This window comes from Lysinibacillus fusiformis (genome assembly GCF_016925635.1).
Lineage (GTDB): Bacteria > Bacillota > Bacilli > Bacillales_A > Planococcaceae > Lysinibacillus > Lysinibacillus fusiformis_F.
In genome coordinates, this window is the sequence record NZ_CP070490.1 from 1,734,615 (window position 1) to 1,760,203 (window position 25,589).

The window sequence follows — 25,589 nt, forward strand, 5'->3', positions numbered from 1 at the left end:
TCAATGATTGTATATTTTAGCTTTTTTATTCTAGATAAACATGTACTCGATTACGTCCTGCTTGTTTTGCCGCATACAATGCTTTATCCGCATTGTTTAAAAGCTGATACAATGTCTCTTGTCCTGTTGTACCTTCAGCTACACCACAGCTAATGGTAGCACGAATTGCTCCCTCCGTAGTCATAAGCGGTTGGGATTCTACGCTATTGCAGAGCAAATTAGCTAATGCTTGTCCCTCTGATAATGTATGGTCCTTGAGCGCAAGAACAAATTCCTCACCGCCATACCGTGCAAACAGTTCTCCTTTTTTCAATACACTCTGACAAACCTTTACGACATGAACTAGTAATTGATCACCAATAGCATGCCCATACGTATCATTGACGTTTTTAAAATGATCGATGTCCATTAAAATGACAGTAAAAGCCGATGATGCTTCTCCTGCCTCGCTGTAAGCTTGATTACATTGTTGGAAAAAGGCTCGACGATTATTGATTTGTGTAAGTTCATCATAATAAGCCTGTTGTTCTAATTGTCTTTGTAGCTCCTTTAACTCTGTAATATCAGTGAAAATGAGTAATAATCCCTTACCATGATTAACATGCTGTAGTTCTGTAATGCGCACTTGATAAGTATGATTCGAAAGCACAATCTCGATGTCTTGCGTATTCACCGCTGCCTCCAATGTAAAGGGCATCGTTTGCCCAGTTACTTCAAGCCATGCTTTCCTAATGTCCCTACCAATCATGGATCTGGTTAGCTGAGGGAATACCTTGCTGCAGGCTTGGTTAAACTCTATTAATCGTTCAGATTCATCTAACACAATAACCCCATCATTGATACTATGAAATATTGCATCCTTGGCAACAGGCATCACCCTAAATAACCGTGAGGAATTAATAGACCATAAATACAAAAATGAAGAAGCCCATAATACCATAGGAACAGGATCAACCCCTTGAGGTGTTAAGCCCAATAAATAGATGAATGCTGTTATCATAGGAATAAGTTGACCACACATGAGGGCAATTAATTGTTGCCGATAGGCCTTAGTAGTCTCTTTCCAATGGATTAATACTAATAAAAAAGATACGAACATACAGCCAAAAGTAAACATGCCATGAATGATATACCATATGCCAATTTCCTGATAAACATATGGCGTCCCTAATACAGGATCTATTTCAAATACTCTATAATGAAAATGGTGAATGTCATTTGTAGCAACCATAATTAAGCTAATAAAAGGGATGGCAAGAAGGGCCATTATCTTTTTCCTTGTTAGACGAAAACCCAGGTATTGCATGATAAACAATAATCCGAGAGGCGTTGAAAAAGCCATACCTACATATTGGATGGCTGTCCAAACCTTGATGGTGCCCAATGTTGTAGCGATTAAACCAAAAGCAGAGGCAAAACAATATACCGCAATTAATGCGGTATAACTAATAAACAATTGAGCAATTTTTGTATAATTGTAGCGTTGTAGAAATACGTATAAACATAAATACAAATTTAGTACACCTGATGTACAGCTAAGAGTAATGAAAGCAGTCAATTGCGAATTCATGTCTATGTACCTCTTTAAATTTTTAATTTTAATGTAGCATACATATAAAATTTTGTGGATTTATTTATTGATTAAATTGCATCTAAAAGTGAATTTTTAAGGAGTAACGAATATGATCAATAAGGACAACGCAGAAATCATTTTCTTTTCTGATTCAGTTGAAAATCTAACCCACCCTTTTTATAATAAACAAATCGTTTTTACAGGCGCACTTTCCACCATGACACGTTCCGAAGCCGCCAAACAAGTAAAAGCTTATGGAGGGTATTTACAGGGAGCTGTTACACAGCAAACGGATTTCGTCATTCTTGGTGATAAACGTCGCGGTATAAGCGCCAAGCAGCATAAAGCCGAGCAGCTAATGAGTCAGGGGCAAGACATTCAAATCTTGATAGAAGATGATTTTTTATGGCTTATTTCGATACCAAGGGAAATTGACAAGTAAAAAGAGTATGTAAGGTTGTTCTTCTTACATACTCTTTTCATATTTTTACTTTATCGGAACAACAATAGGCTTCAATGTATACGGCTCTTTTATCGGTTCTAATGCTCCTGTACTATCCTTAATTTTGTATACACCTACTACAGGGGTGATCATAATCGAGGTAGCTTGTTCATCAAAGTTGTTTGCAACAATACGAGGGAAATTTCCACGCCCTTTAAAATCAGTATTATGACTAGTTCCTCTAAAATGAATGACATTATAATCATTCCCTAAATCATCTGTCACAATATAGTCAATAAGAACTCCTCGCCAAGCTTCATTTTCTTTTTCCACCAAAACTTCTTCGGAAAGATAAAATGTTGTAGAGATAGGTGTTTTCGTTATTTTAAAAGCTTCAATTTTTATACCTTCCCCTTCTGTTTTCATACTATCCTTTTCCACCTTTATTGTTTCACTTTCAAGCTTCTCTAAAGTAAATTCAAATGCCCAGTCGCCTGCTACTGAATTATTTACATTATTTAAATCAACAATTTGATTTCCTTGAAAATTAATGTGAACTTCCTCGGGCTTTGAGCCTCTAATGAGTTCAAAAATATACAATACTGCATACTCATTGCTGTTTATCTTTTGAACCAAATAATTTGTTGAATAGCCGTCATATCGATACCTATTACCAAATTCCTCAGCAGTTAGTTCACGATTCTCACCATATAATACTGGCCTTTCTCCTAAATCCTTTTCACTTTTAATAGTGTAAGCAATCGTAATATTTTCGCCATCATATACAGCATCTGTAACGGTGACTTCAACTTCATTACTTTCTTGGCTCACTCCAACACTTGTAGAATAGTGATCATAATTGTTAAATACATACCTTTCATCATCAATAAACAATTCGAATATATTTCCGATAAACGGTAAATTTGCAGCAAATGTAGGAAATGTATAACCAAGTGTCATACTGAACGCAATAAAAAAAGTAGCTGCAACAATAAAATTTTTAATGAATTGCCTTTTCTTTTTGACCATCATGACATTTCTTTTAACTCTCTCTTTTTCAACCGTGCTCACTTCCATCGGCTCTATATTGATATCAAGATTTAAATCATTAAATTGTTTATATAGCTTTTTCATGTCATACTTCCCCCCAAACGAATTTGCTGTAATCGTTTTTTCCCACGATATAATCGATTATCGATAGCAGCTTTTGTTAAACCACAATGGATAGCAATTTCTTCGTTTTTCATATTTAAAAAGTATTTCATCGTAAAAATATCTCGGTCTAACTGCTCTAATTGCTTCATCATTATGAGCAATTCCTCCGTCGTTGTCTTGATTAAGTATTCCTCTTCAGCCGATATTGCGGCTTCACCTGTTTCATTTAGCTCATAAAAATATGGCGTTTTAGACAACCTTCTTTGTTGTGAAATGGCTTTAAACTTTGCTATCGTGCAAATCCATCTTCTAAAATCCTCTTTATCGCCTCTAAATTGTTTAGCATTTTCATAAGCCCCTAGAAATGTATCACTAATACATTCCTCTATTATTTGAGGATCATTATAGGATTTTAGAGCATTATAAATAATCGCTTTGACAATCCCCATATATTCATCAATGACATATTGAAGTGCTTCTTCCCGTTTTTTCTTAAGATGTTTTATAAAATTTTCATCTGTTACCCTCATGCAAACACCCTTTCTTCCACCAACATAAAGGATCCTTTATATAAAACATCGCTCAATCTTAAATTTCTTCTCATATTACGCAAAAATATTTATAATTTCAATTTTTTAACAAATATAAAAGGCTAAATCTCAATTGATTTAGCCTTTCTAATGTTTATATTAAGTTTTGGATTTTAGCAAATAGCATTGAGACACAAACTACTTGTTTACCTGAGGTGCTGGATAATCAAAGCCTTTTGTATCCACTTCTACCTTTTTCATTTGCTGATCTTCTAGTGGTTTATTTGTGGCGTCTCTCTCAACCGCAACAATGGCATCGACTGTTTCCATCCCCTCGATCACCTTCCCAAAAGCAGCATATTTCCCATCAAGATGTGATGCTTCCTTTACCATAATGAAAAATTGTGAGCCTGCTGAGTTTGGATCATCTGAACGGGCCATCGAAATAACACCACGTTCATGCTTCATATTATTTTCAAATCCGTTTAAAGAAAACTCACCATTAATCGTATAATCAGGTCCTCCAGTACCATTTCCCGTAGGATCTCCACCCTGAATCATAAAATCAGGAATAACACGGTGGAAAATAAGGCCATCATAGAATCCATCTTTTACTAAAGCAATAAAGTTAGCTACTGTATTCGGTGCTACAGTAGGCTCTAATTCAATAACAATTTTTTCATCATTGCTCATCGTAATCGTCACAATTGGATTTTCCTTTACCTTTGACGCATAATCCACTGCTTCTTGCGTTTCCTTAGCCGTGTTACTCTCTGTTTTATCACTATCCTTAGCTGTACCACAGCCTGTCAAAACAACAATAATGGCAAGTAGTGATAGCATAAAATACAAACCTTTATTACGTGCGAACATATCCTTTTCAACTCCTCTTGTTAAACATCAATTCATTATAAAACTATCCAATCTTTAGGACAAATCTAAGAGAGACAATGACAGGATATTCCTATCATCGTCTCTACTTTTTATTTCTACTCTATTAAAGTGGTATGTTGCAAAATGACAATATTCTCTGCTTACACATTTGGAATTTAGTTGTTTTATAAATGTGCATGACCTCAATAAATGATAATCCCTTTGTCTAAAACAGATTGATTTTGTACCTGATTTCCTAAAATATATAGCTTTTTTAAGTTAGGTAAATTCACTAATGGCTCTACATTTGAAATGGCGTTATTTTCTAAATGAAGCACCTCTATTTGTTGCCAATTTCCCAAGAAATTTAACGATTGTAGTGAACTATCTTGTAACGTGAAAGAACGCAAATTTGAAAAGCCAGCAAAGTAAGGCATGATCTTATCCACTTCTTGTACCCAATTGTCATTATCAATTTGAATCGAGACATCCTTCAAAGTTAAATGCTCTAGCACGTTGTTCGTAAATGGTTTACTATTCACTTGAAAATTACATTCATAACAGTTTAACGTTTTTACGTGCTGTAAATTGAATAAGTCATTGGTTTCTTCATAAAAGAGGGTCTCATTTAAATTGATTGTTTGCAAATCTGGTAGGTCATTTAATGAACGAATACCTTTAAGAATGCCATACTCCATGACTGTAAGCTGTTCTAACTGTGGATATTTCAATAATTCTGCACCATTCAATTGGGATTCCGAACCGCTTATAGAAACCGTCAAATCTCTTAAAGCTGGTGCCTCTAACTTTGGTAAAAACGAACTCTTTAGTTCTGCTTTTTTCAAATGGGGTACTACAATCGATGACATATCACCATGATAACCAGTTAACGATAACTCCGTCAGTGACGTTAGACTGTTCACAATATCCAATAATTCCACTTGACCAGGAGAGGCTAATCGTAGCTTTGTTAAAGATGACATATTTCTAAGCCTATCTAAATTGATTATATTCATGGATTCAAGATCTAAAGATTGTAGTTTAGGCATGTTTTGTATAAAATCAAGCGTTTTTAAATTTCTTACTGATGTAAGCTTCAATTCTTGTAATTGAGTCAGTGAGTAAAGTGGGCTAAAATCTGTAGCTTCACTAATGTCTATTGCTAACGACTCTAAATTAGTAAATGTAGACAGCCACTTTAAATCATTGATTGAGTTTAAGGACAGTGATTTCAGTGGTAATTTATTTAGAATCTGAAAATCTGTCACCTCTTCAGTCACATAAGATAGTTCAAGTGATTGAAGATTAGGAAACTCTAATAATAAAGCAAGTTCATCATTACTTCTAATTTGGATAGAGAGCTCTTTAACATTTGACTTATCACTAAAATATTCTGCAATTTTACTAAATGATTCATTAAAGCTACCTGTATAACTTTTTAAGTTTTTAAGATGTTGGAAGCTTACCTTTTCACTTTGTGATATTTCATAATCATTCATGAGCTTTAAAACCGTTAGTCCAGTAAAGGCCTCAAAGTCCTTTTGTTGGATTTCTTGCGTATTTAATATCTTATCCATAATGATATACGTAGAAATTTTAGCTTCCTTATTTGTAAAAGGATCTTCTAGACTATAATCAAAATGCCATTGTTCGTCAGAATAGTAGGCAGCCAAATATCGAATACTTGCCATCTCTTCTTTTGCTGGCATCGCCCCACCTTTATCAAAAATATCTTTTAAAAAGAACAGAAGAACTTCACTTTCAGGCATTGTTCGAACAGATATTTCTTCACGGTTTCCATGCTCTGTTTGATTACTGCTTAAAAGGAAATACCCAAGGAATACGCACATCATGATAATTGGTAGCAGAAGGAGCAGCTTTAAATTTGTTTTTGGACGGGATGTTGTATTAGGAGAAGCTGTCCCATAATAATTATTAATCGTTTGATCTACATAATAAACTTTATTCTCTTTTAACATGATTTCAGTATCACAAAAAGGACATTTGAATGTTTGCTCTTCTTTATATTCAATTTTCCCATTACAATTTGGACAATTTAATTTAATAAATTCCACTGGCAGCCCTCCCAACTCTATTTTCCATTAAGCTTAGTTGTCTAAAAAATAAATGTCAATATTTATGAAATATAGGCAAACTACCTGAGACTAAATCCGCAGTGCAGAGCCAGATTTTTCAAATTCTAACTTATTATATTTTTTCCTCTAATCTAAGAGAACCTAAGTCTAAATACGATTATGCATTTCCATCCTTAAGCTAAGCCAATTAACTATGTAGAAATAATGTAAATATGATATCTTTTTGCAAGGTAGTATTTTGGAAAGAGAGGATATTTATCAATGAATCAAAATAATTTCTGGCTTGATTTACCACGGCCATTTTTCATTTTAGCTCCTATGGAGGATGTGACAGATGTTGTATTTCGTCATGTCATTCAGGAGGCAGGGAGACCTGATGTATTTTTTACGGAATTCACCAATACGACGAGCTATTGTCATCCAGATGGCTTAGATAATGTACGTAACCGCTTAGCTTTCACAGAAGATGAGCAACCCATTGTTGCACATATTTGGGGAGACAACCCTGAACATTTTCGTCAAATGAGTATTGGTATGAAGGAATTAGGTTTTAAGGGAATTGATATTAATATGGGCTGCCCAGTTGATAATGTAGCAGAAAGAGGTAAAGGAGCTGGCTTAATTCTTCACCCTGAACTAGCCGCAGATATTATTCAAGCAGCCAAAGCAGGTGGATTACCAGTTAGTGTTAAAACAAGACTTGGCTTTACGGATGTAGCAGAATGGCGTGAGTGGCTTACCCATATTTTAAAACAGAATATCGCCAATCTTTCTATTCATCTCCGTACACGGGAAGAAATGAGCAAGGTCGCTGCACATTGGGAATTAATTGCAGATATCAAAAAACTACGTGATGAAGTTGCTCCTCAAACATTACTGACAATCAACGGTGATATTCCTGATCGTTTAACAGGTCTAAAACTAGTTGAGCAATACGGTATCGATGGTGTAATGATTGGACGCGGTGTGTTTTCAAACCCATTTGCCTTTGAAAAGGAACCTAAAGAGCATAGCGCCAAAGAATACCTTAACTTACTGTACTTACACCTTGATCTTCATGACCACTATGCCAAGGAATTCGAAACGCGTTCATTTAAAGCATTACAGCGTTTCTTTAAAATATATGTACGTGGCTTCAAAGGGGCTAGTCAATTGAGAGTTCAATTACTGAACGCAAATTCTACTGATGAAGTCCGTGAATTACTAGCTGCGTATATTACTCTCGAACTAACGGAGTAAATCTTTATTATAAGTTGCGATAAATAAAGAGGAGATTGGCTATAGCCAATCTCCCATGTTGTTAAAAAAAGATGATGTCAACGGCAGAAAAAGCAACTTTGCAAGGTGAGGGGTTGATTTCCGTTCCGCCAGCGTCCTTTCCAGGGGGCGTTCGATGAGCCGCTTCACTCACTTCCGTTCGCTCCAGGGTCTCCTCTGTGACGCTAAATCCCCTAGGAGTGACGCTGGCTCCACTCCAATCAACCATTCTGCAAAAGTGGCTTTTCCTTATCTTTCATACTAGCTAGCCGTAGTAATCAAATTAGCCTATTATTTGTATGATTAGAGAAAGGATAGACTCTTAATTTCATTGCGAAGAAGTGATGAGTGTCAAAAGCCCTCCATAAAATGGGTAGTGAAGACCTTCACTTTATTTGAAAACCTTTGCTAAAAAGTTAACATTTTGTAGGTTGGAGTGGAGGGCTACTTGACCATAGCCGTGTCCTTAAGAAAACATCAGACATCCTACGCCAGATTTTCGTGTGTTTATCTTCTGTTTAAAATGGGTATTACACAAGGAGTGAGGGAAAAATGGCCTCACTAAATAAACTATACAAATTATCCATCCAAATATTGGGTTTACATCGACTTTTAAGAAGTTTTGCGTTTTTTACACTTTAGGCAAAATGACGAAACGTTTCGGGTGAGCGTATCGAAATAGACATATAGCTGTTTTTTCGAATGCCACATACTTTTTAAAAGTCGATTTATTTGTTTTGCAATCAACCGGACCGTCTTTCTTTCACTAATCCTCCGTTTTCTTGTCACCCATAGATCATTTCTCATCATTCCCATGATCATTTCAGTCAATAAAAGCACAATACTTTGAAGATAGAAATGACATAACCATCGTTCAATCTTCACCTTCTTCACCTTATCGACTTCTAAATCTGATTTCCATGTTTTAAATAAGAGCTCGATTTGCCAGCGTAATCGGTAAAGTTCATGAATTTCACTTGCTGGCATATCCTCTGGTACATTTGTTAAATAGATGACCACTCCAGGTATTTGTTCTACTTCATTTTTATGGACTTGCCCTTGTTTCTTTTGACGTCTTCTTTTTTCCCGCTTGTGTAGCTCTTTTTTCTGTTCCTCTGAGAGGCGATAGAGAATACAACGTGCAGGCATTTTTTCGTGTCGTCCTACAAATAATTGGGACCACTCTTTGTATTCGCCACGTACCATATCTAATGCGATTTCTTCTAAATGAATTTGTTTGTAACGGCGACTTTCAATCAATTTCCCATTTGGATGACGAGGTGGATGACTTACTTCGACAAACAATTGCGTATCTTTTTTCGTTTTTGTGATATAGAAAGCACCTTTTGCGTGCACCTTTTTAAAAAAATCGAATTGAAAATAGCCTAAATCCTGTAGAACCAGTTCTCTCTCCTGAATCAAAGGTAATCGCGTCATTCCTGCTGGATTATCGGCATCACGTCCGTTCATTAAATCAAAATAAAGTAGCTGTTGGGTTAAATAATCAAACTCCACTTGCACTTTAACAGACGAACAATGGACACCCTGAAAATTTCCCTGATAGGCATCTGGCAATTTGATCGTTGTGCTATCTAAAATACGTATTCGAGTAAATGTGTATCCCGTTAGCTTGGGGAAGGCGAGTTGAAGCTGCGTTTTGAATAATCGTCCAAAAATGGTTTCCAAAAAAGTAACAGCCCGTTCATCAAAGCGTTTATTAAGAGCCGATTTCGTCATAAATATATCCTGCTCCGCCAAGTCCGTACAAAGCGTTTCAAGCGAATCACTGATAATCTCACTCTTTTTCAAAAACAGAAAGTGTAAAAATTGTGCCGCACTAAACGAACGCTCGCGTTGAATAAAACCCGATAATCTACCCACCTCTTTTACTTCATTTTTCCCAAGTATCTGAAAAAGTGGCGCAAGTAATTGAATATTTTCTGGTTTCATTTTGCTGGACCTCCTTTATCAAGTGTACTTATCTATACCTTGATAAGAGAAATATGAACCAACGAATAAAGGAAATCACTAAGGACACGGCTATGGCTACTTGACTCCCGTGGGATAGCGAGACAGGCGAGCCACTAAACGGAGCGGGAGCGGAGGAAGCGGCTCGGCGCTCGCCCACAGGAAAGCAAGTAGCCTGCAACGGAAACCATTTTCACCTTTCACAAAAATTCTATTGATGGTTTTGTTTTTCAACACTAAGGGAGATTGGCTATAGCCAATCTCCCTTTTATTTGCTTTTACTTGTAATCATTTATTGGGCCTTTATCCATTAGAACTTCTACCATATTAGAAGACCCCATCTTCAGTTTAGGTCTACGTTCTGAATTCGGTTCACTATAAAGCTCTAATGGACTGATAATCACGCCATCCGGAGTATTATGAAGTATTCCAGGCACACAGGAATAAATTCTATCATTATTATTGGCATTTTTAGCGAAAATAGTAACGGAGGTTCCATTATGATTATCTATACTCATGGACACCTTATATCTGTAGAATGAGCCTGTGCCATTTGATTGAGCGGAGTAAACGACAGGAACAACTGCTAGAACATTATTATTTAGTCTCAATTTGATTACTTCAGTTTTCGTGGATCCACCAGCTCTCCCAACATCCCCCATGTGTTCGACTACTCCATTGCCAAAACTCCTCAGTGGAGGTGTTTTTTTCGCCCCAAACATAGCTACATCGATCTGCTGACCATCCTTTGTATAGACTAAAGCATATATATCGTAGTCAGTACCAGTTTTCCAAGATACCGTAGCAGTAATTTCAGGCGTTTTATCAATGATAACTGGCTTTTGACCTTTGGTAAGACTGACATTCCCCTTTACCTTTTCAAGATTTATCGGTGACAACATGGTTTGTCTATTTGTATTTTCCTGAACAGTTAGTGATTTATCAGGTTCTCTCGGTGTTTGTTTTTTTATAGTTGTAGATTCAGAAAGCTTGTTTTGTTCATCAGGTTCAACTTCAACACCGTAATTTTCACATAACCCCTCTAACCCAGAATCAAATCCACGCCAAATAGATCTCACCTTTGTCTGACTATTCCTTAGATATAATTCTAATACTACTATTCCATTCTCATTTGCGAACTTAGATGGCGCTAAATCGATAACAGTGCTATCAGTACATATCTCTGCCTTTAAATTTTTCACATTTGAAAAACCTCGGCTATTATCTTCTGTAAGTGTTATTGCTATTTTAGTAATACCTTCAGGAATTTTACTCATGTCAAAATTCATTTTATGTATTTTTATATTCCCTACATTCTCAGATGGTATCAGGGTAGCTGCACCAGATATGCTAGTTGGTTGATTATAAAATATAATTCCGTTATCTCCTTGTACCTTGTTTGCATCCGTTAAAAGAAATGCAGTTAACGAAATATCGACCAAATTAGACATTTCGTAGCTAATAGTAACACTACCTTTTTGGGAACTTATAACTGTATTTTCTCCCATCTGAAGGAATTGAATCATGTGAATCCCCCTTTTCCCCTTATTATTTATACACATCAAACAATTTTAAAGTTAATCTTCCAATAGAAAATTCGAGTAATATTTACAAAATCCTTCTTAAGGGGAATCGTTGGAAACAAATACTGACAACATATAAGGAAAACCAATCTAATTTCTCATAAAAACATTTTATGCTATGATGTTTAAATTGTGTCTACTAAGTAACACAGTTACATTCATCTAAGAAAGAGGTATTTATGCATCATACACAGTTATCCAAGCGACATTGGTTACTTATCTTAACACTAGCATTATTAACATTTGTTCTTGGGACAAGCGAATTTGTTATTGTCGGGATCTTAACTGATATTTCTTCAAGCCTTCATATGACAAATGCAAAAGCAGGCACACTCGTTTCTGCGTTTGCTATTACATTTGCCATCGCCACACCACTCGTGATGTCAGCAACAAGCCATTTTCCAAAGCGTAAATGGATGCTGTTTTTGATAGGTTCCTTCATTGCATTAAATGCTCTGTGCGTAATTTCAACGAGCTATAGTATGCTCCTTATACTTCGGGTTATGACAGCGATTGTAACAGGCGTATTGATCTCTCTAGCTATGATTGTTGCGAGCGAAACCATGCCGACTAACAAACGCGGCCTTGCTATATCATTCGTTTTCGGTGGTTTTACACTGGCAAATGTAGTTGGCGTACCCATTGGAATTGTTATCGCCGAATGGTACGGCTGGAATGCCACTTTTATGTTAACCACTCTTCTCGGAGGGTTGGCGTTTGCGGCATCTTTTTTTGTCTTACCTACTCGACTCAGCCAAGTACGAAGCTCGATACGCGATCAATTTTCTTTACTAATCCAGCCACGAATTTTAATTGCCTTTTTCATTCCTGCACTTGGGTTTGGTGCAACCTATGCAGTCTTTACGTACCTTGTTCCAATTTTAAAGGGGATGGGTGCACCAAATAATTCTATTAGTTTAATCTTATTCGGTTACGGGTTTCTTTCGATTTTCAGCAACATTCTTGCCAGTAAAATTGCCAGTCACAATGCCATAGGTCGACTTCGGTTTGTTTTTCTCGTCCAAGCAATTGTACTGACAACTTTATTTTGGACGACAAATCATTTTATTTTAGGACTAGCAAACATCGGATTAATGTCACTAATGGCCATCCTCTTAACAACATCTACTCAGCTTTATTTAATAGATTTGGCCGAAATTTATAAACCAGATGCTAAAGGACTCGCTGCTTCTCTTATGCCAGTGGCAAGTAACGTAGGCATCGCTTTTGGGTCTGCATTAGGCGGAATTGTGTATCATCAAGGAAATTTGATGAATGTCACTTGGGTCGGTGGTATAGTTGCCGTCTGTGCCAGTCTGCTAACTTTTTTTAGTTATCATTTAGATCATAAACAAAAGAAAATGGCATAAAAAATGCACTTTAGTAAGAATATAAATCAAACAGACCCATTCGCATAAAGTGAATGGGCCTGTTATTAAAACAATTACTTGTGATACGAATCTTCATAATAAGGAAGGCTATTTCAAAGAATTATCCTGAAATGAGATGTTTTTCTTTCATTGGTCCAACTTTATTTAAAATGATTGCACCAACCATTTGAATAATCGTCTTCACAATAATTTGCCCCAAAATAGCGGCAGGTACCGCTTCCCATGGCAATATATTGGCGCCAAGTGGACTTAAGCCGATTACTACGAAAATTGCAGAATCTAGAAAGCCTCCAACAATTCCACTGTAGAACACACGCCAAGCCATTGGTAATTTTAATCGAGTATAGATTTCTGTATCAGCCGTTTCAGCGACAATAAACGATAGCGCTGATGCTACTACAATCAAAAGTGTATCTCCCAGTAGGAATGATACCACTGCTGATAAAATTAAAGCTGTAATAATAAATAAATACGTTTTTGCTCTACCATATTTATTTTGTACTAGGTCACGAAAAATAAAGGTCACCCCAATTAAAAGTGTCCCCATTGGAACAATAAACATACCAAAGTGCAATGGTGCAAATGCTGCCGTTACCACATTAGCGATAACAATAGATAATAAATAAAATAATACGCTCATACTATTACTCCTCAAGTAAATTTAAAAGCTTTTTTGTAATGGCACACTATACACCTCTTTTATTCCCCCAAACAAGGGCATGTAACTGTGGCAGTACTTTAACATCTCTTAATTCTTCATCCTTCATTACTCTATCAATCAGCGCATGATATTTATCCAATAAATGCATAATTAATTGTGAATTATCAGTTGTCGTAAGATCATCATTGCCGACTTGAAGATAAAAAGGAATCATTGGATATCGATGGTGAATTTGTTTAGCATAATCGTAATCCTCTTGATTAAAAACGACTATTTTGAGGGATACATGGTGATTGCTGTTTCGATCTTTAAGTTTTTCAAAGATATAAGAAAGCACCGAATAGTCTGTGGTCATTCCAGAACTAGGTGGCTTTGGTGAAATTGTCAGCTCATCAACCTCATACATCCATTTCTGCCACCTACTCCCCTGTGTCTCCACCCCGATTTTTATGCCATTTCCTTTTAAAATGGCAATGAGCTCTGCTAAATGCGGATTGAGTGCAGGATTGCCTCCTGAAATCGTGACAAATGAAAAACCATTGCCCCCCAGACGTTTCAACTCAGACCAAATCTCTTCCGCTGTCATTTGGACAATAAGATGCTTTCCACTGCCATCCCACGTAAACGATGAATCACACCAAGAACAGGAGTAATCACATCCAGCAGTTCTCACAAACATGGTCTTCTGGCCAACGACCATTCCCTCACCTTGAATTGTCGGTCCAAAGATTTCGATCACAGGTATCTTACTCAACTTCCATCCACTCCCGTCTCGCTTCTGCATAGCTTGTCGGAGTTTCATAAAGTTTAATAAACTCTACACGCGCACCGTTATATCCTTCATCAAGCAAGGCCACTGTCAACTTTTCGTAAATCCACACAACTATATTCTCTGCCGTCGTATTCATAGGTGGAAGTGTTTCATTTAAATAACGGTGATCTAAATGAATCTCTATTTTTTGTTTCCATATTTCTTTTATATCGCCAAAATCAATCAGCAAACCACGTTCATCTGTGTAGCCACTCAGCCCTAATACTACACGATAGGTATGACCGTGCAGATTTTTACATTTCCCTTCATAATCATGTAAATGATGAGCAGCATCGAAGGTAAATTCCTTGCTTACGAGAACACGCTTTGCATGATAGTTCAATTGATTTTTTTGAATATCCACATCAATTTTTTGGAGTCTCTCGACGATTTTAAAATCTGACATGCTTTAAGACTCCTTCCTATAACGCAAATACTCATCAAGTCCTTTTTTTCGTAGTTTACATGCTGGGCATTCACCGCAACCATCAGCTATGACACCGTTATAGCAAGTCAACGTTCTTTCTCGAACAAAATCCAATGCCCCGAACTGATCAGCAAGCTCCCATGTCTGTGCCTTATTCAGCCACATCAACGGTGTATCAATTACAAAAGAATCATCCATCGATAAATTTAACGTTACATTCAAGGATTTAATAAAAACATCTCGGCAATCTGGATATCCGCTAAAATCTGTTTCACAAACGCCAGTCACGATATGCTTAGCTCCTATTTGACTCGCTAAAACACCTGCAAATGAAAGAAAGAGAAGATTTCGACCAGGAACAAAAGTCGATGGCAGCTCACCATTATCTCCGTCTTCTACTTTAATATCTTGTCGTGTCAAAGCATTCGGAGCAAGCTGGTTCAGGAGTGACATATCAAGCATATGATGCCTGATTCCAAGTTCACTCGCTATCTCTTTTGCACATTCTATTTCAAGACGATGCCTTTGACCATAATCAAAAGTGACTGCCTCAACCTCTTCAAAACGTTCTTTTGCCCAAAACAAACAAGTTGTACTGTCCTGACCTCCACTAAATACAACAATTGCTTTTTCCTGCTTCATCTATAAAACTCCCTTATATCAAAAAAACAGCACTCTAAGAAAAAGTGCTGCTTTCTTCTTAGTTTTTTAAAGAGGGTAGCTAAAAACCTCTTTCTTGATTGAACTATTCAAATCTTCATTTATCGATTATCAATTTTTTCTGGATTAAGATCGTGGTTCATTAAACGATATTTGGCGATTTCTTCATATTTCGTTCCTGGCTTCCCATAGTTACACCATGGATCGATCGAGATACCCCCACGTGGAGTAAATTTCCCCCAAACCTCAATATATCGTGGATCAAGCAATGCAATTAAATCATTCATAATGATATTGACGCAATCTTCATGGAAATCGCCGTGATTTCTAAAACTGAATAAATACAATTTTAGTGATTTACTCTCAACAATTTTTTTATCCGGGATATACGAGATGTACATCGTGGCAAAATCCGGCTGATTTGTCAGCGGGCATAAACTAGTGAACTCGGGACAATTAAACTTAACGAAATAATCTCGATTGGCATGTAGATTATCCACTGCCTCTAATACCTCAGGTGCATAATCATAGGAATACTTTGTACCTTGATTACCTAATAGGGTTAAATCCTTTAATCCTTCTTCATGACTTCTGCCAGACATAAAAAAACCTCCTTGTAAAAATGTTTCCCAACACTTTTCAAGAGAGGCATCACCAATCAGTCTATTAAAACATAAGTAAAACATAAAAAAGCCACGTCCGATATGGACATGGCATATTGTCATGTTTCCATAGTTTTTTATAGAGGGTATCAGCTATGAACCTCTCCCGTTCTAGTCCGGGCATTCTTTTCTTCAATATCGTACAAAAAATAGTACAGCACGTCAAATACATTTTTTTATAAAATCTTACCCTATGGAATACGACTTACAAGCAATATGAAAACTGCACTTAGACTAGTCACGAAGAACTGTATCATAATAAAGTGTGGTTTTAATGAAAATAGAAAAATGTTTCCGAAATTCTTGAATCATTTAAACTAAAGATTTCCACTTATCCTGCTAACCATTTGTTAGTAGCACCCCGATTTATAATCGCTCTAAATCCTGATATTCTTTCATATAAGGACCATCCTCTGCAACATATGAATGATACAATGCCTTTACTGCAAAATTTTTCTCTAAACCCATTTCAGATTTTAGCTTTTTTAATTCATCATGCAATGTTCGATGTTCATTGATTAGCTTTAGCATAATTGATTTATTATATTTCATTATATTCATCCTTTTTGTCTATAACTTGAGGAATTACAACTTTAAAATAGTTTGGAACTACAAAATACTTGAGCATCGGAAGCTGTTCTAGTATTTTGGAAAGCCTCTCTGTTTTTTTTACTGTCGAAAAGAAGAATAAACCTCATTTAGATACATTACGGTGAACCTAATCATAAGTAAAGGTAGTTTTTAAAAAAACAGGCACATTTGTATGAAGCAAATGTAACCGATCTGATTTGTATTGATTAACTGCAATTTATATAAACATTTTTCCCAAAAACACCCTAAATATCACAAAGATTAAACGTAAACTATATATATATTTAATACTTTAAGTGCCATTATTTATGTAGCATGCATTCGAGACAAACGGAGTGCTGTGTGTCACTCATAAGGAAGTAATAGTTAGGAGCCGCATCTATCTGTGTATTGAATGTGGTAGCTGAACGGGTCGAACTAAAGAAGTGAGGCTATTTGGATCCCCTGCAAAATCATGGAAAATATCTTCGAAGCATGACGCCACATTGATAAGTGGGTATAAGGAAAAGACTATGACAAAATATGTTTTAATCTTTTTCTTAATGCATATTTGAAAAGAGAAACTATAACCGTAGATAGAGGATTAAAAAAAAGCAACTCGAACCTTGGAGAATTAAAAGCTAGAGGAGTATCCTCAGAGGTTATGGGGGATGTCTATTAGTTAACGCAAGAAGCAGTCACACTACCTGGTGGTAGCGCCACAGGATCAAATAAACTTCTTTTTGAGTATATTATATTCATTCATATGTAGCTAAGTATTCGAAGATTTAGGATGCTGTCACTCCCTGTAAATTGCTGAATGCTCAAAAGTTCCTTAGGAAAATCCATAAACTTTTACAAAAAATTCAGACTCAAATTAAAACCTAAGCTATTTTAATGCAACGCTAGTGTCTTGATATAAATGAACAATAGGTAACATTAATTCTTCGGGATGTTTATAAAAGGCCATACAAAAATGCCCCCAATTAGATAAGATGAATTTTTTATTTGTCTACCTAATTGGGAGCATATCAATATTAGCTGTCTGTTTTTCTTAATACGTATTATTAAAACAATAATTACTTTTTAAACAGTTATTTATAGTAGAATTAATAATAACGTTATTGTAAGAAATGGAGTGAATAAATTTGGGAAGGGAAGAAAAGAAAAGACAAACTAAATTAGCTATAACAAACGCCGCTTTCAAATTATTTTCAGAAAATGGATATGAGTCGACAAAGGTTGAAGATATTGTGAAATTAGTTGGAGTTTCTAAGGGAACTTTTTTTAATTATTTTCCTACAAAAGAGGCAGTCATAGAAGATTTCGAAAGAATTTCAATCTATTCGGAAGCTGAAAAATTAATGAATATCACAAGTCCAGTTGTGCCTAAACTACTCTCTTCGTTAATTAATATCGTACATAATTTAAACTATACAAGGTCATTAAGAAGAGCAACTTTAATGGCAACTCTCTCAAGTGCTAATAATTTAAATAATCACATAGATAATATGAATAATCTTCGTGCTTTATTGATACCAATTTTTAAACATGGACAAGAAACGGGGGAATTTACACAAAAATTACCCCCTGAAACACTGGCAGACTTAACTATTCAAATGTTTATTGGTGTATTAACCCACTGGTGTCTTGGTGGAGGCGAAGATGATCTTATTACACAACTTATGATGAGTTTTGATGTTTTCTTTAAAGGAATATCTTCATAAAGATCCTGTTGATATCCAAAGTAATCCTGCGAGAATAGCCTGGGTTATAAAAACTCGCAGGTATGTTGTCAAAGAGAGAATTGGAGACAAGCAGAGAACTAATATATACTCTTCTTATTAAATTTATCGACTAAACTTTGAGAACGTCTATGATTTGTACCAGAGAATAGTAGACTAATAACCGGTAATTTTCGAATAATAAAATACGATATTAAATGGCTAAATACAATCCCCAATAGTGATGCTAATACAAATTTTATATAGCCTGAAACAGGTACACTAATTAAAATATATTGAATTCCAATTAAAACCGGAATATGAATTATATAAACACAAAAGGAATTTTTGGCTAGAATCTCCATCCATTTTGATTCTCTATTTAATTTACGTTGAAATAATTCAATTAAACCAATTGAAAGTCCTGTACATAAAAAGGTCTCATAGATTGCATAAATAAGTGAACTACTATCCCATCCACCCCTTGAATGTGGTACAAACCCAATAACATTTAAAACAATTAATAAAACCCCTATAAATAACCATAAATTACCAACACTTTTAGGGATATGATAAATCCAGTTACTATTAGCAGCTGTTATTCCTAAAACTACAAATGCTAAATATTGAGGAAAGTGTGCATACTCCATTTGGATAAAACCTAGTACACCAATCCATTCATCAATCGAATAACTTGTTCGAACTAAAAAAGTAATTAACGATACGATAATAACAAATATAAAAATATGTTTATGTGTTGGGGAAATTGAAATTTTTGGTAAATTAATATTTTTAAAAAGATTCATTAATAATAGATATATCAGTGAATAAATAAGAAGATGTTCAATAAACCAAAGATGGCCAAAATTTAGGTCTGGCCAAGATGGTCCTGCCCAATTTAATGGTTTTTCACCAAATCCTAAATAAATATTTTTATAGTATTCATATAACGATAGGTTAGGGTAACCACGAAATTCATTATAATAAAAGTACATTATTAAAGGAATTATTACTATAAATCCAAATAATAAAGGTATACCAATTCTCTTCAACCGATCTTTCAAAAAACCTATATTCCCTTTGTGTTTATACGCAAGAGGAATAAAATAAGCAGAAAGAAAAAAATAAAGACTCATATTAAAGGCAGAGTTTATCCCAAAAAAAACGCCCAAGTCAGAATCGACACCCAAATCTCGTACATACCAAAAACCATTTGCCCCACCATAAGGTTGACCTGCATGGTGGACAATTACAGTGCAAGAAAGAAACACTTTTAAAAAATCCATAAAATGAATACGTGTATTAGACAACTCACATTTCCCCTTTTTGGAAATAACTACTAAACTATTTATAATACTTTTTAGACTCACGGTCAATATTTATCTTATTATATTATTGATTAAATTTTAGAATATTTATTTTACAATTATTATTTATGACTACGGGTCAATTTATATATGGTTAATTATGTTGAAGTTCACTTTAATATAAAATGTTTAGTGCAAAATAAAAAAGGAGCAGACTGTAACTGGAAATTCTAGCAGTTATGGGTCCTTTAAAACGTAAAAAAATATCATTGTCCGTACCCTTCTATTCTACTAACCTTCTAATTGGCAAAAAAGTCACTCGCTTTTATTGTTATTTATTAAATTGTAATAACTTATATTCTCCGCAAAACTGAACTTTTTATTTAAATGAATTTAATTTAGGATTATTAGTGCCCCCTCATTATACAGCTGCAAACAATGTACCTTTCTCTATTAATTATGAAGCAAAATAAATCACTAATCATATCATTATCAATATGATTAGTGATTTATTCAAAAACCGCACTTATTTATGATATGGTTCTCCGTGATGTGGCTAAGTGAGGTCTTATTCCTCAAAGAAATCCAAATCAACTTTTTTTGTAACAAAAACTTCCTCGTTACTCACTCCTACATTATATTTAAACATCAGGTCCGTTAATTGCTCTCCATCAATAAGGATCACTCTTTTATCAATAGAGTTAGCATATTGAATGGCACCTTTAGAAAATTTTGCAGTAGTAATAAAAATACCTTTTGAGGCTTGCTTTCCTACAAGGCTACCCACAAAAGTTTGAATATCTGGACGAGATACTGTAGCATCCTTTTTCCATCTTTTAGCTTGAAGATAAATCATATCTAACCCTAAAACATCTTCTTTTATAATACCATCTATACCTTCATCATTCGTTTTTCCAATAGCTCTTCCAGCGTCTTTAACAGACCCTCCATATCCCATAGCTACCATTAAATCTACAATTAATCTTTCAAAAAAGCTTGGTGAGCAACTAAGTATTTTTTCTAACAATAAATCTTGAAGCTCATTTTTCAGAATAGTATAGTTTTCTCCGATTAGTTCCAATGGTGTCTTATCTTCTATATTTTCAGGTATTGTATCTGGGCTATTATCTGACCCCTTATTAATAAACTCATTAAAACTCGGATATCTTTAAGAATTTTCTATCTATTCTAGTTATACTGGAATCATTAAGAACTTTTAATCCCTCATCTGTAATTTGAAAAACTGCTCGTTTTACACCTTTTATTAATCCTGCTTTTTTCAAATAAGTTCTTGCCCAACCTACTCGATTAACTAATAATGTTTGCTTACCACTAGGCAGTATTTCAGCAACATCTTCCTCAGTCAATTTAAAATGGGTGGCTAATATAATATATAAATCTTGTAAATTATACTCTTTTCTATCTTCTAATTGTTTTAAAAACGGATACATAAAATCCTGATAGCCTGGAACCGCCATAAAAATACCTCCCATACTTAACTATTCTAAGTATAACAAAATATGTTAATATTTTTATAGAAGGAATAATAATTAGGGGGGTAAGTCTCTATGACAATAAGTGAATTAGGTAGTGAACTTAAAAGGATGTACCATTCAGCACCCGAAAACGAAAAAGTTACATTCATTCATCTTTTTGGAATAAAATACGGTTCCACTTTACTTAAGAATAAATATAGTGCTGGAGAAATTATAAAAGCTTCTGGGTTAAATGATTCATATAAAACGGAAGTACAAAAGGGGATTAAATTGTCTAAGTATGTCTCATATACTGAGTAATTAAATTGCTACTAAAATAGAAAGGGAGTGGAAGGCTCATCTATAGACAAGTCTTCTGCTCCTTATTTTAATTCTCCATTTATTTATCTTTAGGAGTTGAAGGAGCAAGTGTAGTTCGCTCCCTTCATTTTTAATTATAGTATCTCTAACCCTGTAATATAGAACTCACCATCAATTAATTCTATTGTATATTTGCTATTTTGTTGCACATCTTTAATTCCCTTTTCAGGATTGTCTATTGTGTAATGCTCCTCTAAACTTACTTCGTACCTATGCTCTACAACTTGCTCCATCGAAATAATGGAGTAATCAATCAATTGAATATCTATACCCTGTTTATTTATAGACTCCATATAACTAACTTGCTCTTGATAGAATGGAGAAGATGAATGTATATAGTTTATAAGCTGTAACACCTGCTCTGTTGTATAAACCTCTAGGTAGGCGGAAATTAAATAACTTATCTGCTCTCTTGCTGATTCTGTTGTGTTAAATGCACCTAAAACAGGTACTGTATCTAAATCAGCTTGAACACTCTGTGTGTCATCTAACTTACTTTCATTATCATTAACATCATCATTATGGCGTTTCATTTCCTCGACAGGCTCTTCGTAAAAAGTAATATTATCATCTTCCTCAACAAGATGAGTACCGTAGGTTGCATCTGTTTCTGATTCCTTTTCATTTCCACAAGCAACAAGCATTAAAGTTAACATAACTAAAGTGACAATTTTCTTCATAAAAAGCTCTCCTATTTATTAGATATATACACTGTCCAGCATTAAAATTACAATACCCAACTATTAACGTAATGGTAATAAATTACTTAAAAGTTATGCTATCCTTATTTACAAATTGTCTTATTTTTTATTATCTTCCTAACCCAACTATAAGAATAATCATATTTTCTTGCTAATTCTTTAGCATTTGTACCATCGTATTCCTTTACTATTTGTTCATATAAATACTGTTCAGATAATAATCTTTTCGGAAAGGTTACATATTGACCAGCAAAATAGCTATGTACCAACAAGGTATTTTGATGCCCAATCAATTCTATAAACTCCTTATATGCCCCATTAAAACATGAACTATCCAACCTACTCGTATCCATTGTTATCTCCTTTCTCTTTTTTGTTGTTATAAATATGACATTTTTAAATGTGACAAGCACTTTGACTATCTAATGGCTTTTCACAATAAAAATCCACTTTGTTTTTACCTATAGTTCCATTAAAACGAATAACTCTAAATCGCCACTAAAACAGAAAAAGGAGTAGAAGAAATGTCCTCGGACATTTCTCCCACTCCTAGTTGTAACTCTTCCAATACTTCATCATTTAGCTTGATTTGGATGCTTTCAATTTCCCGACTTTCATCAATAGTGATTTGATGAATCAATAAATGCAATAATCTTTTTCTTTGCTCCCTTGTCAATGCTTGTGTAAAAGCTTGATGGAAATTCCTCATGATCGCACGGATTTTTTCATAGGTGACTTCACTCGACACTGTCGATTGCATTTGTGCTTGAAGTGGCTCCATTTGTGCTTTCAGATTGGTCATGGTTTCTTCTATACTTCGTGATTTTCGTTGGAACACCTCTTTGGAAATCACTTCATCTGTAAAAGCATCTAACAATTTGACTGACTTTTTCTTATAGCGCTCTAACTCCTGTAGGTATTGCTCATATTCTCGCTGTAAAGGGGCAACTAACGATTGTTGCTTTGTATTAATGTTATCCACTAATTTTTTCGTCAAATGCTCGCTTTTCATTAATGCTTCCAGTTTATTCAACACATAATCATCCGCATATTCAGTACGTACTGCATTGGAACGACAAGCAACTGTTCCTTTATTCTTCCATGCACCACAAACATAATACTCTAGGACACGTTTCACACCAGATTTTGTTCGATTTGTTGTACGTCCTATCACCATTCCTGCACCACACTGTGGACAGCGCATAATACCTGTGAGGGGAAACACACCCTCATGAATTCGATTGGGTTTACAGGAACGCTCTTTGTAAACCTTTTGCGCTATTTTCCATGTTTCCTCGGAAATAATGGATGGATGCTCACCTTTCACAATGATTGGATTCGGATTGATATTGTTACGACGCTTTTCATTCCAATCTCTTCGAACATTATAGCGAATATAGCCAGCATATACGGGATTTGTTACGATAGTTTTAATTGCATTCAATGAAAAGGTCTTATTCTTTTTTGTTCGATATCCATCCTGATTTATTTTATTGGCAATAGCCTTATAACCATGACCTGTTGTATACATTTGAAAAATTAAGCGTATAATCTTTGCCTCTTGCTCATTAATTTGTAAACCTGTCTGTTTTCGCTTTTTGTTCTCACTATCTTTTTCTACCACATCGTAGCCCATTACCTGGCCACCATTCCATTGTCCATCCTTGGCACGAGCAATCATTCCCATTTTGACATTTTCGGCTATGTTGTTACGTTCATACTCAGCAATAGCAGCCATCATCTGAAAATGCAATTTTCCTGTAGGTGTTTCTGTTTCATACTTCTCTGTATAAGAACGAAATGCTATGTTTTTGCTATTGAGTTGTTCGACAATGTTCATCAAGTCTAAACTTTTACGAGCGAGACGATTCATCTTCCAAACAAGCACTATATCAAATTTCTTCTGTTCTGCATCAGCTAGTAATCTCTTAATAGCTGGTCGTCCTGTAATGTTTTTCCCACTAATCCCCCGATCTACATATTCATCATAGACACCATAGCCCTCCTTCTCACAAAACTCTTTGAGCACACGTATTTGTTCATCAATACTATATCCTTCCTCAGCCTGCTCTGTCGTTGAAACACGAGCATAAATTGCTACTTTTTTAGGACTCACTTGTTGGCTCATCTTCTTTTTCATCTCCTTGATTAGTCATATAGTTTTGGCACATTTCTGCAATAATGAGTAGTACTTCATTAGTTGATTCCATCATCATGCACTCCTTGTGAACAATTTTCTGAAATAGTTTTCTCGGTAATACTCATTGATAATATATATTTATAATCATTTTTCAATCCGAACTAAAATTCCCAGTTTCCCAAAAATTTTTTCAAGAGTGAACTTCCAAAAAACAAGACCAACTCAACTAAAAAAATATCTATCTCTCACATCAAAAAAAGTGGGAAATCGGGAAAAAAAAGATAATTGTACAAATCAACACTCTAAGAAATGAATATCGAATGCACTCTTCAAAATAAAAGGGAATTCGGGACGTTTCAAGTCAACAGATGTATCGCATCACTCATCACATCTTCGTCTAAGTGAATGTATGTTTTGGTTACAACACGATAATCTTTATGACCTAAAAGCTCTGCAACAGTTGGTACGTTCACGCCTTTTTTAACAAGGTTAGTAGCAAAACTATGTCTGAATGTATGGCATGTAATCCTTTGACTCCACGCTAACTTTTTCACTGTAAGAGCAATTATTTTATTCACATAAGCTGCCGAAATAGAAAATAAAAAAGTATCCAATTGCTTTTGTGTCGTATCTAAGGAACTAATATGAACCATTAAGCGTTTTTTCAGTTCTTCATGTAAAGGTAACTTGCGTACATGTTTCCCCTTACCATTACGAATAATTAGCTGATTACGCTGGAAATCTATATCCGAGATTATTAGCCCTAGGCACTCATTAATTCGTATGCCAGTGTACATCAGTGTGTAAAGTATGTTCTTTACAAGTGGATGGGTCACAGCATCTATAAAGACCGCTAACTCTTCCTCTGAAAGAACCCCAACTTTTCTTTCAATGATGTCCTCTTTTGCTACAGATTCAAAAGGGTTTGTAGACACATGCTTTTCTTGTACAAGGTATGCAAAAAAACTTCGTAGTGCGTATATTTTTACATTTATTGTAGCCCCTGTATTCCGTTTTACCTCTTTTAAGTGTTGAAGATACTTACAACTAACGGTTTTGTCTACCTTTTGAAAAGTACTAATACCGAATTTATGCTTTAAAAAAGCTATAAACTGCTTACATGTATTCAAATAACTTCGTATAGTTTCATTACTTTTTCTTTGATGCAAAAGATACAATTGGTATTGTTGTATTAATTCCAT

25 protein-coding genes and 2 riboswitches are annotated in these 25,589 nt (G+C 35.0%); of the genes, 5 read left to right on the forward strand and 20 right to left on the reverse strand.

The genetic code is table 11. The annotated features are described in order from the left end of the window. Positions 1-25 precede the first annotated feature (25 nt). Positions 26-1,570 (reverse strand): histidine kinase N-terminal 7TM domain-containing diguanylate cyclase, encoded by a 1,545-nt coding sequence (locus tag JTI58_RS08625; protein WP_205446254.1) that lies wholly within the window; start codon positions 1,568-1,570, stop codon positions 26-28. A gap of 112 nt (positions 1,571-1,682) precedes the next feature. Between JTI58_RS08625 and JTI58_RS08630 the strand changes: the two genes are divergently transcribed. Then, entirely contained in the window at positions 1,683-2,015 is a 333-nt protein-coding gene (locus JTI58_RS08630) for a BRCT domain-containing protein (RefSeq protein ID WP_205446255.1), read from the forward strand. Positions 2,016-2,060: 45 nt separating this feature from the next. Here JTI58_RS08630 and JTI58_RS08635 read toward each other — a convergent pair whose 3' ends face one another. From JTI58_RS08635 to JTI58_RS08650, 4 genes are all read right to left on the reverse strand, one after another. Then, positions 2,061-3,149 carry a DUF4179 domain-containing protein gene (locus tag JTI58_RS08635; protein ID WP_205446256.1) on the reverse strand — a complete coding sequence of 363 codons (1,089 nt, stop codon included), beginning with the start codon at positions 3,147-3,149 and terminating at the stop codon, positions 2,061-2,063. Next, complete coding sequence (locus JTI58_RS08640) at positions 3,146-3,700, reverse strand: sigma-70 family RNA polymerase sigma factor (RefSeq protein ID WP_205446257.1); 555 nt, start codon at positions 3,698-3,700, stop codon at positions 3,146-3,148. The genes JTI58_RS08635 and JTI58_RS08640 overlap by 4 nt, the downstream gene beginning before the upstream one ends. 198 nt (positions 3,701-3,898) lie before the next feature. Beyond that, positions 3,899-4,573, reverse strand: coding sequence for a peptidylprolyl isomerase (locus JTI58_RS08645; protein WP_205446258.1), 675 nt, complete (start codon positions 4,571-4,573; stop codon positions 3,899-3,901). 203 nt (positions 4,574-4,776) lie between these two features. Beyond that, positions 4,777-6,648, reverse strand: coding sequence for a leucine-rich repeat domain-containing protein (locus JTI58_RS08650; RefSeq protein ID WP_205446259.1), 1,872 nt, complete (start codon positions 6,646-6,648; stop codon positions 4,777-4,779). A gap of 282 nt (positions 6,649-6,930) precedes the next feature. Here JTI58_RS08650 and JTI58_RS08655 point away from each other — a divergent pair, with 282 nt between their 5' ends. Beyond that, positions 6,931-7,908 (forward strand): tRNA dihydrouridine synthase, encoded by a 978-nt coding sequence (locus JTI58_RS08655; protein ID WP_205446260.1) that lies wholly within the window; start codon positions 6,931-6,933, stop codon positions 7,906-7,908. 630 nt (positions 7,909-8,538) lie between these two features. Here the strand turns inward: JTI58_RS08655 and JTI58_RS08660 are convergent. Both JTI58_RS08660 and JTI58_RS08665 read right to left on the reverse strand, forming a co-directional pair. Next, positions 8,539-9,876, reverse strand: coding sequence for an IS4 family transposase (locus JTI58_RS08660; RefSeq protein ID WP_205442175.1), 1,338 nt, complete (start codon positions 9,874-9,876; stop codon positions 8,539-8,541). Positions 9,877-10,172: 296 nt separating this feature from the next. Next, on the reverse strand, positions 10,173-11,420 hold the full coding sequence (locus tag JTI58_RS08665) for a TerD family protein (protein WP_205446261.1): 1,248 nt from the start codon (positions 11,418-11,420) through the stop codon (positions 10,173-10,175). A 236-nt stretch (positions 11,421-11,656) separates the two neighbouring features. Here JTI58_RS08665 and JTI58_RS08670 point away from each other — a divergent pair, with 236 nt between their 5' ends. After that, entirely contained in the window at positions 11,657-12,847 is a 1,191-nt protein-coding gene (locus tag JTI58_RS08670) for an MFS transporter (protein ID WP_205446262.1), read from the forward strand. Between the two features lie 121 nt (positions 12,848-12,968). Here the strand turns inward: JTI58_RS08670 and JTI58_RS08675 are convergent, their stop codons facing one another. The 6 genes from JTI58_RS08675 to JTI58_RS08700 all read right to left on the reverse strand — a co-directional run bounded on the left by JTI58_RS08675 (position 12,969) and on the right by JTI58_RS08700 (position 16,641). Further along, positions 12,969-13,508 (reverse strand): VUT family protein, encoded by a 540-nt coding sequence (locus tag JTI58_RS08675; protein WP_205446263.1) that lies wholly within the window; start codon positions 13,506-13,508, stop codon positions 12,969-12,971. Positions 13,509-13,554: 46 nt separating this feature from the next. Continuing rightward, positions 13,555-14,283, reverse strand: a complete 729-nt coding sequence (gene queE / locus JTI58_RS08680) for a 7-carboxy-7-deazaguanine synthase QueE (protein WP_205446264.1) — start codon at positions 14,281-14,283, stop codon at positions 13,555-13,557. Next, on the reverse strand, positions 14,276-14,746 hold the full coding sequence (gene queD, locus JTI58_RS08685) for a 6-carboxytetrahydropterin synthase QueD (RefSeq protein ID WP_205446265.1): 471 nt from the start codon (positions 14,744-14,746) through the stop codon (positions 14,276-14,278). Before queD ends, queE begins: the two co-directional genes overlap by 8 nt. Before the next feature lie 3 nt (positions 14,747-14,749). Beyond that, positions 14,750-15,409, reverse strand: a complete 660-nt coding sequence (gene queC / locus JTI58_RS08690) for a 7-cyano-7-deazaguanine synthase QueC (protein ID WP_205446266.1) — start codon at positions 15,407-15,409, stop codon at positions 14,750-14,752. A gap of 52 nt (positions 15,410-15,461) precedes the next feature. Next, a riboswitch (PreQ1 riboswitch) is annotated at positions 15,462-15,505 on the reverse strand. Between the two features lie 23 nt (positions 15,506-15,528). Beyond that, entirely contained in the window at positions 15,529-16,029 is a 501-nt protein-coding gene (queF, locus tag JTI58_RS08695) for a preQ(1) synthase (RefSeq protein WP_205446267.1), read from the reverse strand. 123 nt (positions 16,030-16,152) lie between these two features. Then, positions 16,153-16,199: riboswitch (PreQ1 riboswitch) on the reverse strand. A 256-nt stretch (positions 16,200-16,455) separates the two neighbouring features. Beyond that, complete coding sequence (locus JTI58_RS08700; protein WP_205446268.1) at positions 16,456-16,641, reverse strand: hypothetical protein; 186 nt, start codon at positions 16,639-16,641, stop codon at positions 16,456-16,458. Positions 16,642-17,807: 1,166 nt separating this feature from the next. Here JTI58_RS08700 and JTI58_RS08705 point away from each other — a divergent pair. Further along, complete coding sequence (locus JTI58_RS08705) at positions 17,808-18,386, forward strand: TetR/AcrR family transcriptional regulator (RefSeq protein WP_205446269.1); 579 nt, start codon at positions 17,808-17,810, stop codon at positions 18,384-18,386. A 98-nt stretch (positions 18,387-18,484) separates the two neighbouring features. On the opposite strand, the gene JTI58_RS08710 is transcribed toward JTI58_RS08705, so the two are convergent. From JTI58_RS08710 to JTI58_RS25140, 3 genes are all read right to left on the reverse strand, one after another. Beyond that, on the reverse strand, positions 18,485-19,693 hold the full coding sequence (locus tag JTI58_RS08710; RefSeq protein WP_205446270.1) for an acyltransferase family protein: 1,209 nt from the start codon (positions 19,691-19,693) through the stop codon (positions 18,485-18,487). A gap of 565 nt (positions 19,694-20,258) precedes the next feature. Continuing rightward, positions 20,259-20,771: a restriction endonuclease gene (locus JTI58_RS25135; protein WP_347709114.1), complete on the reverse strand. Its 513-nt coding sequence runs from the start codon at positions 20,769-20,771 to the stop codon at positions 20,259-20,261. A gap of 70 nt (positions 20,772-20,841) precedes the next feature. Further along, positions 20,842-21,168, reverse strand: a complete 327-nt coding sequence (locus tag JTI58_RS25140) for a winged helix-turn-helix domain-containing protein (RefSeq protein WP_347709115.1) — start codon at positions 21,166-21,168, stop codon at positions 20,842-20,844. Between the two features lie 90 nt (positions 21,169-21,258). On the opposite strand from JTI58_RS25140, the gene JTI58_RS08720 reads away from it, so the two are divergent. Next, a complete protein-coding gene (locus JTI58_RS08720) occupies positions 21,259-21,486 on the forward strand; it encodes an HTH-like domain-containing protein (protein ID WP_205446271.1) in 228 nt (75 codons plus the stop codon). Between the two features lie 134 nt (positions 21,487-21,620). Here JTI58_RS08720 and JTI58_RS08725 read toward each other — a convergent pair whose 3' ends face one another. From JTI58_RS08725 to JTI58_RS08740, 4 genes are all read right to left on the reverse strand, one after another. Next, the gene (locus JTI58_RS08725) at positions 21,621-22,226 is read right to left on the reverse strand and encodes a TcaA NTF2-like domain-containing protein (protein WP_205446272.1); all 606 of its coding nucleotides are present in this window, start codon (positions 22,224-22,226) and stop codon (positions 21,621-21,623) included. A gap of 104 nt (positions 22,227-22,330) precedes the next feature. Next, positions 22,331-22,600 carry a Mor transcription activator family protein gene (locus JTI58_RS08730; protein ID WP_205446273.1) on the reverse strand — a complete coding sequence of 90 codons (270 nt, stop codon included), beginning with the start codon at positions 22,598-22,600 and terminating at the stop codon, positions 22,331-22,333. Between the two features lie 134 nt (positions 22,601-22,734). Beyond that, on the reverse strand, positions 22,735-24,375 hold the full coding sequence (locus JTI58_RS08735) for a recombinase family protein (protein WP_205446274.1): 1,641 nt from the start codon (positions 24,373-24,375) through the stop codon (positions 22,735-22,737). A gap of 368 nt (positions 24,376-24,743) precedes the next feature. Continuing rightward, the gene (locus JTI58_RS08740; RefSeq protein WP_205446275.1) at positions 24,744-25,589 is read right to left on the reverse strand and encodes a tyrosine-type recombinase/integrase; all 846 of its coding nucleotides are present in this window, start codon (positions 25,587-25,589) and stop codon (positions 24,744-24,746) included.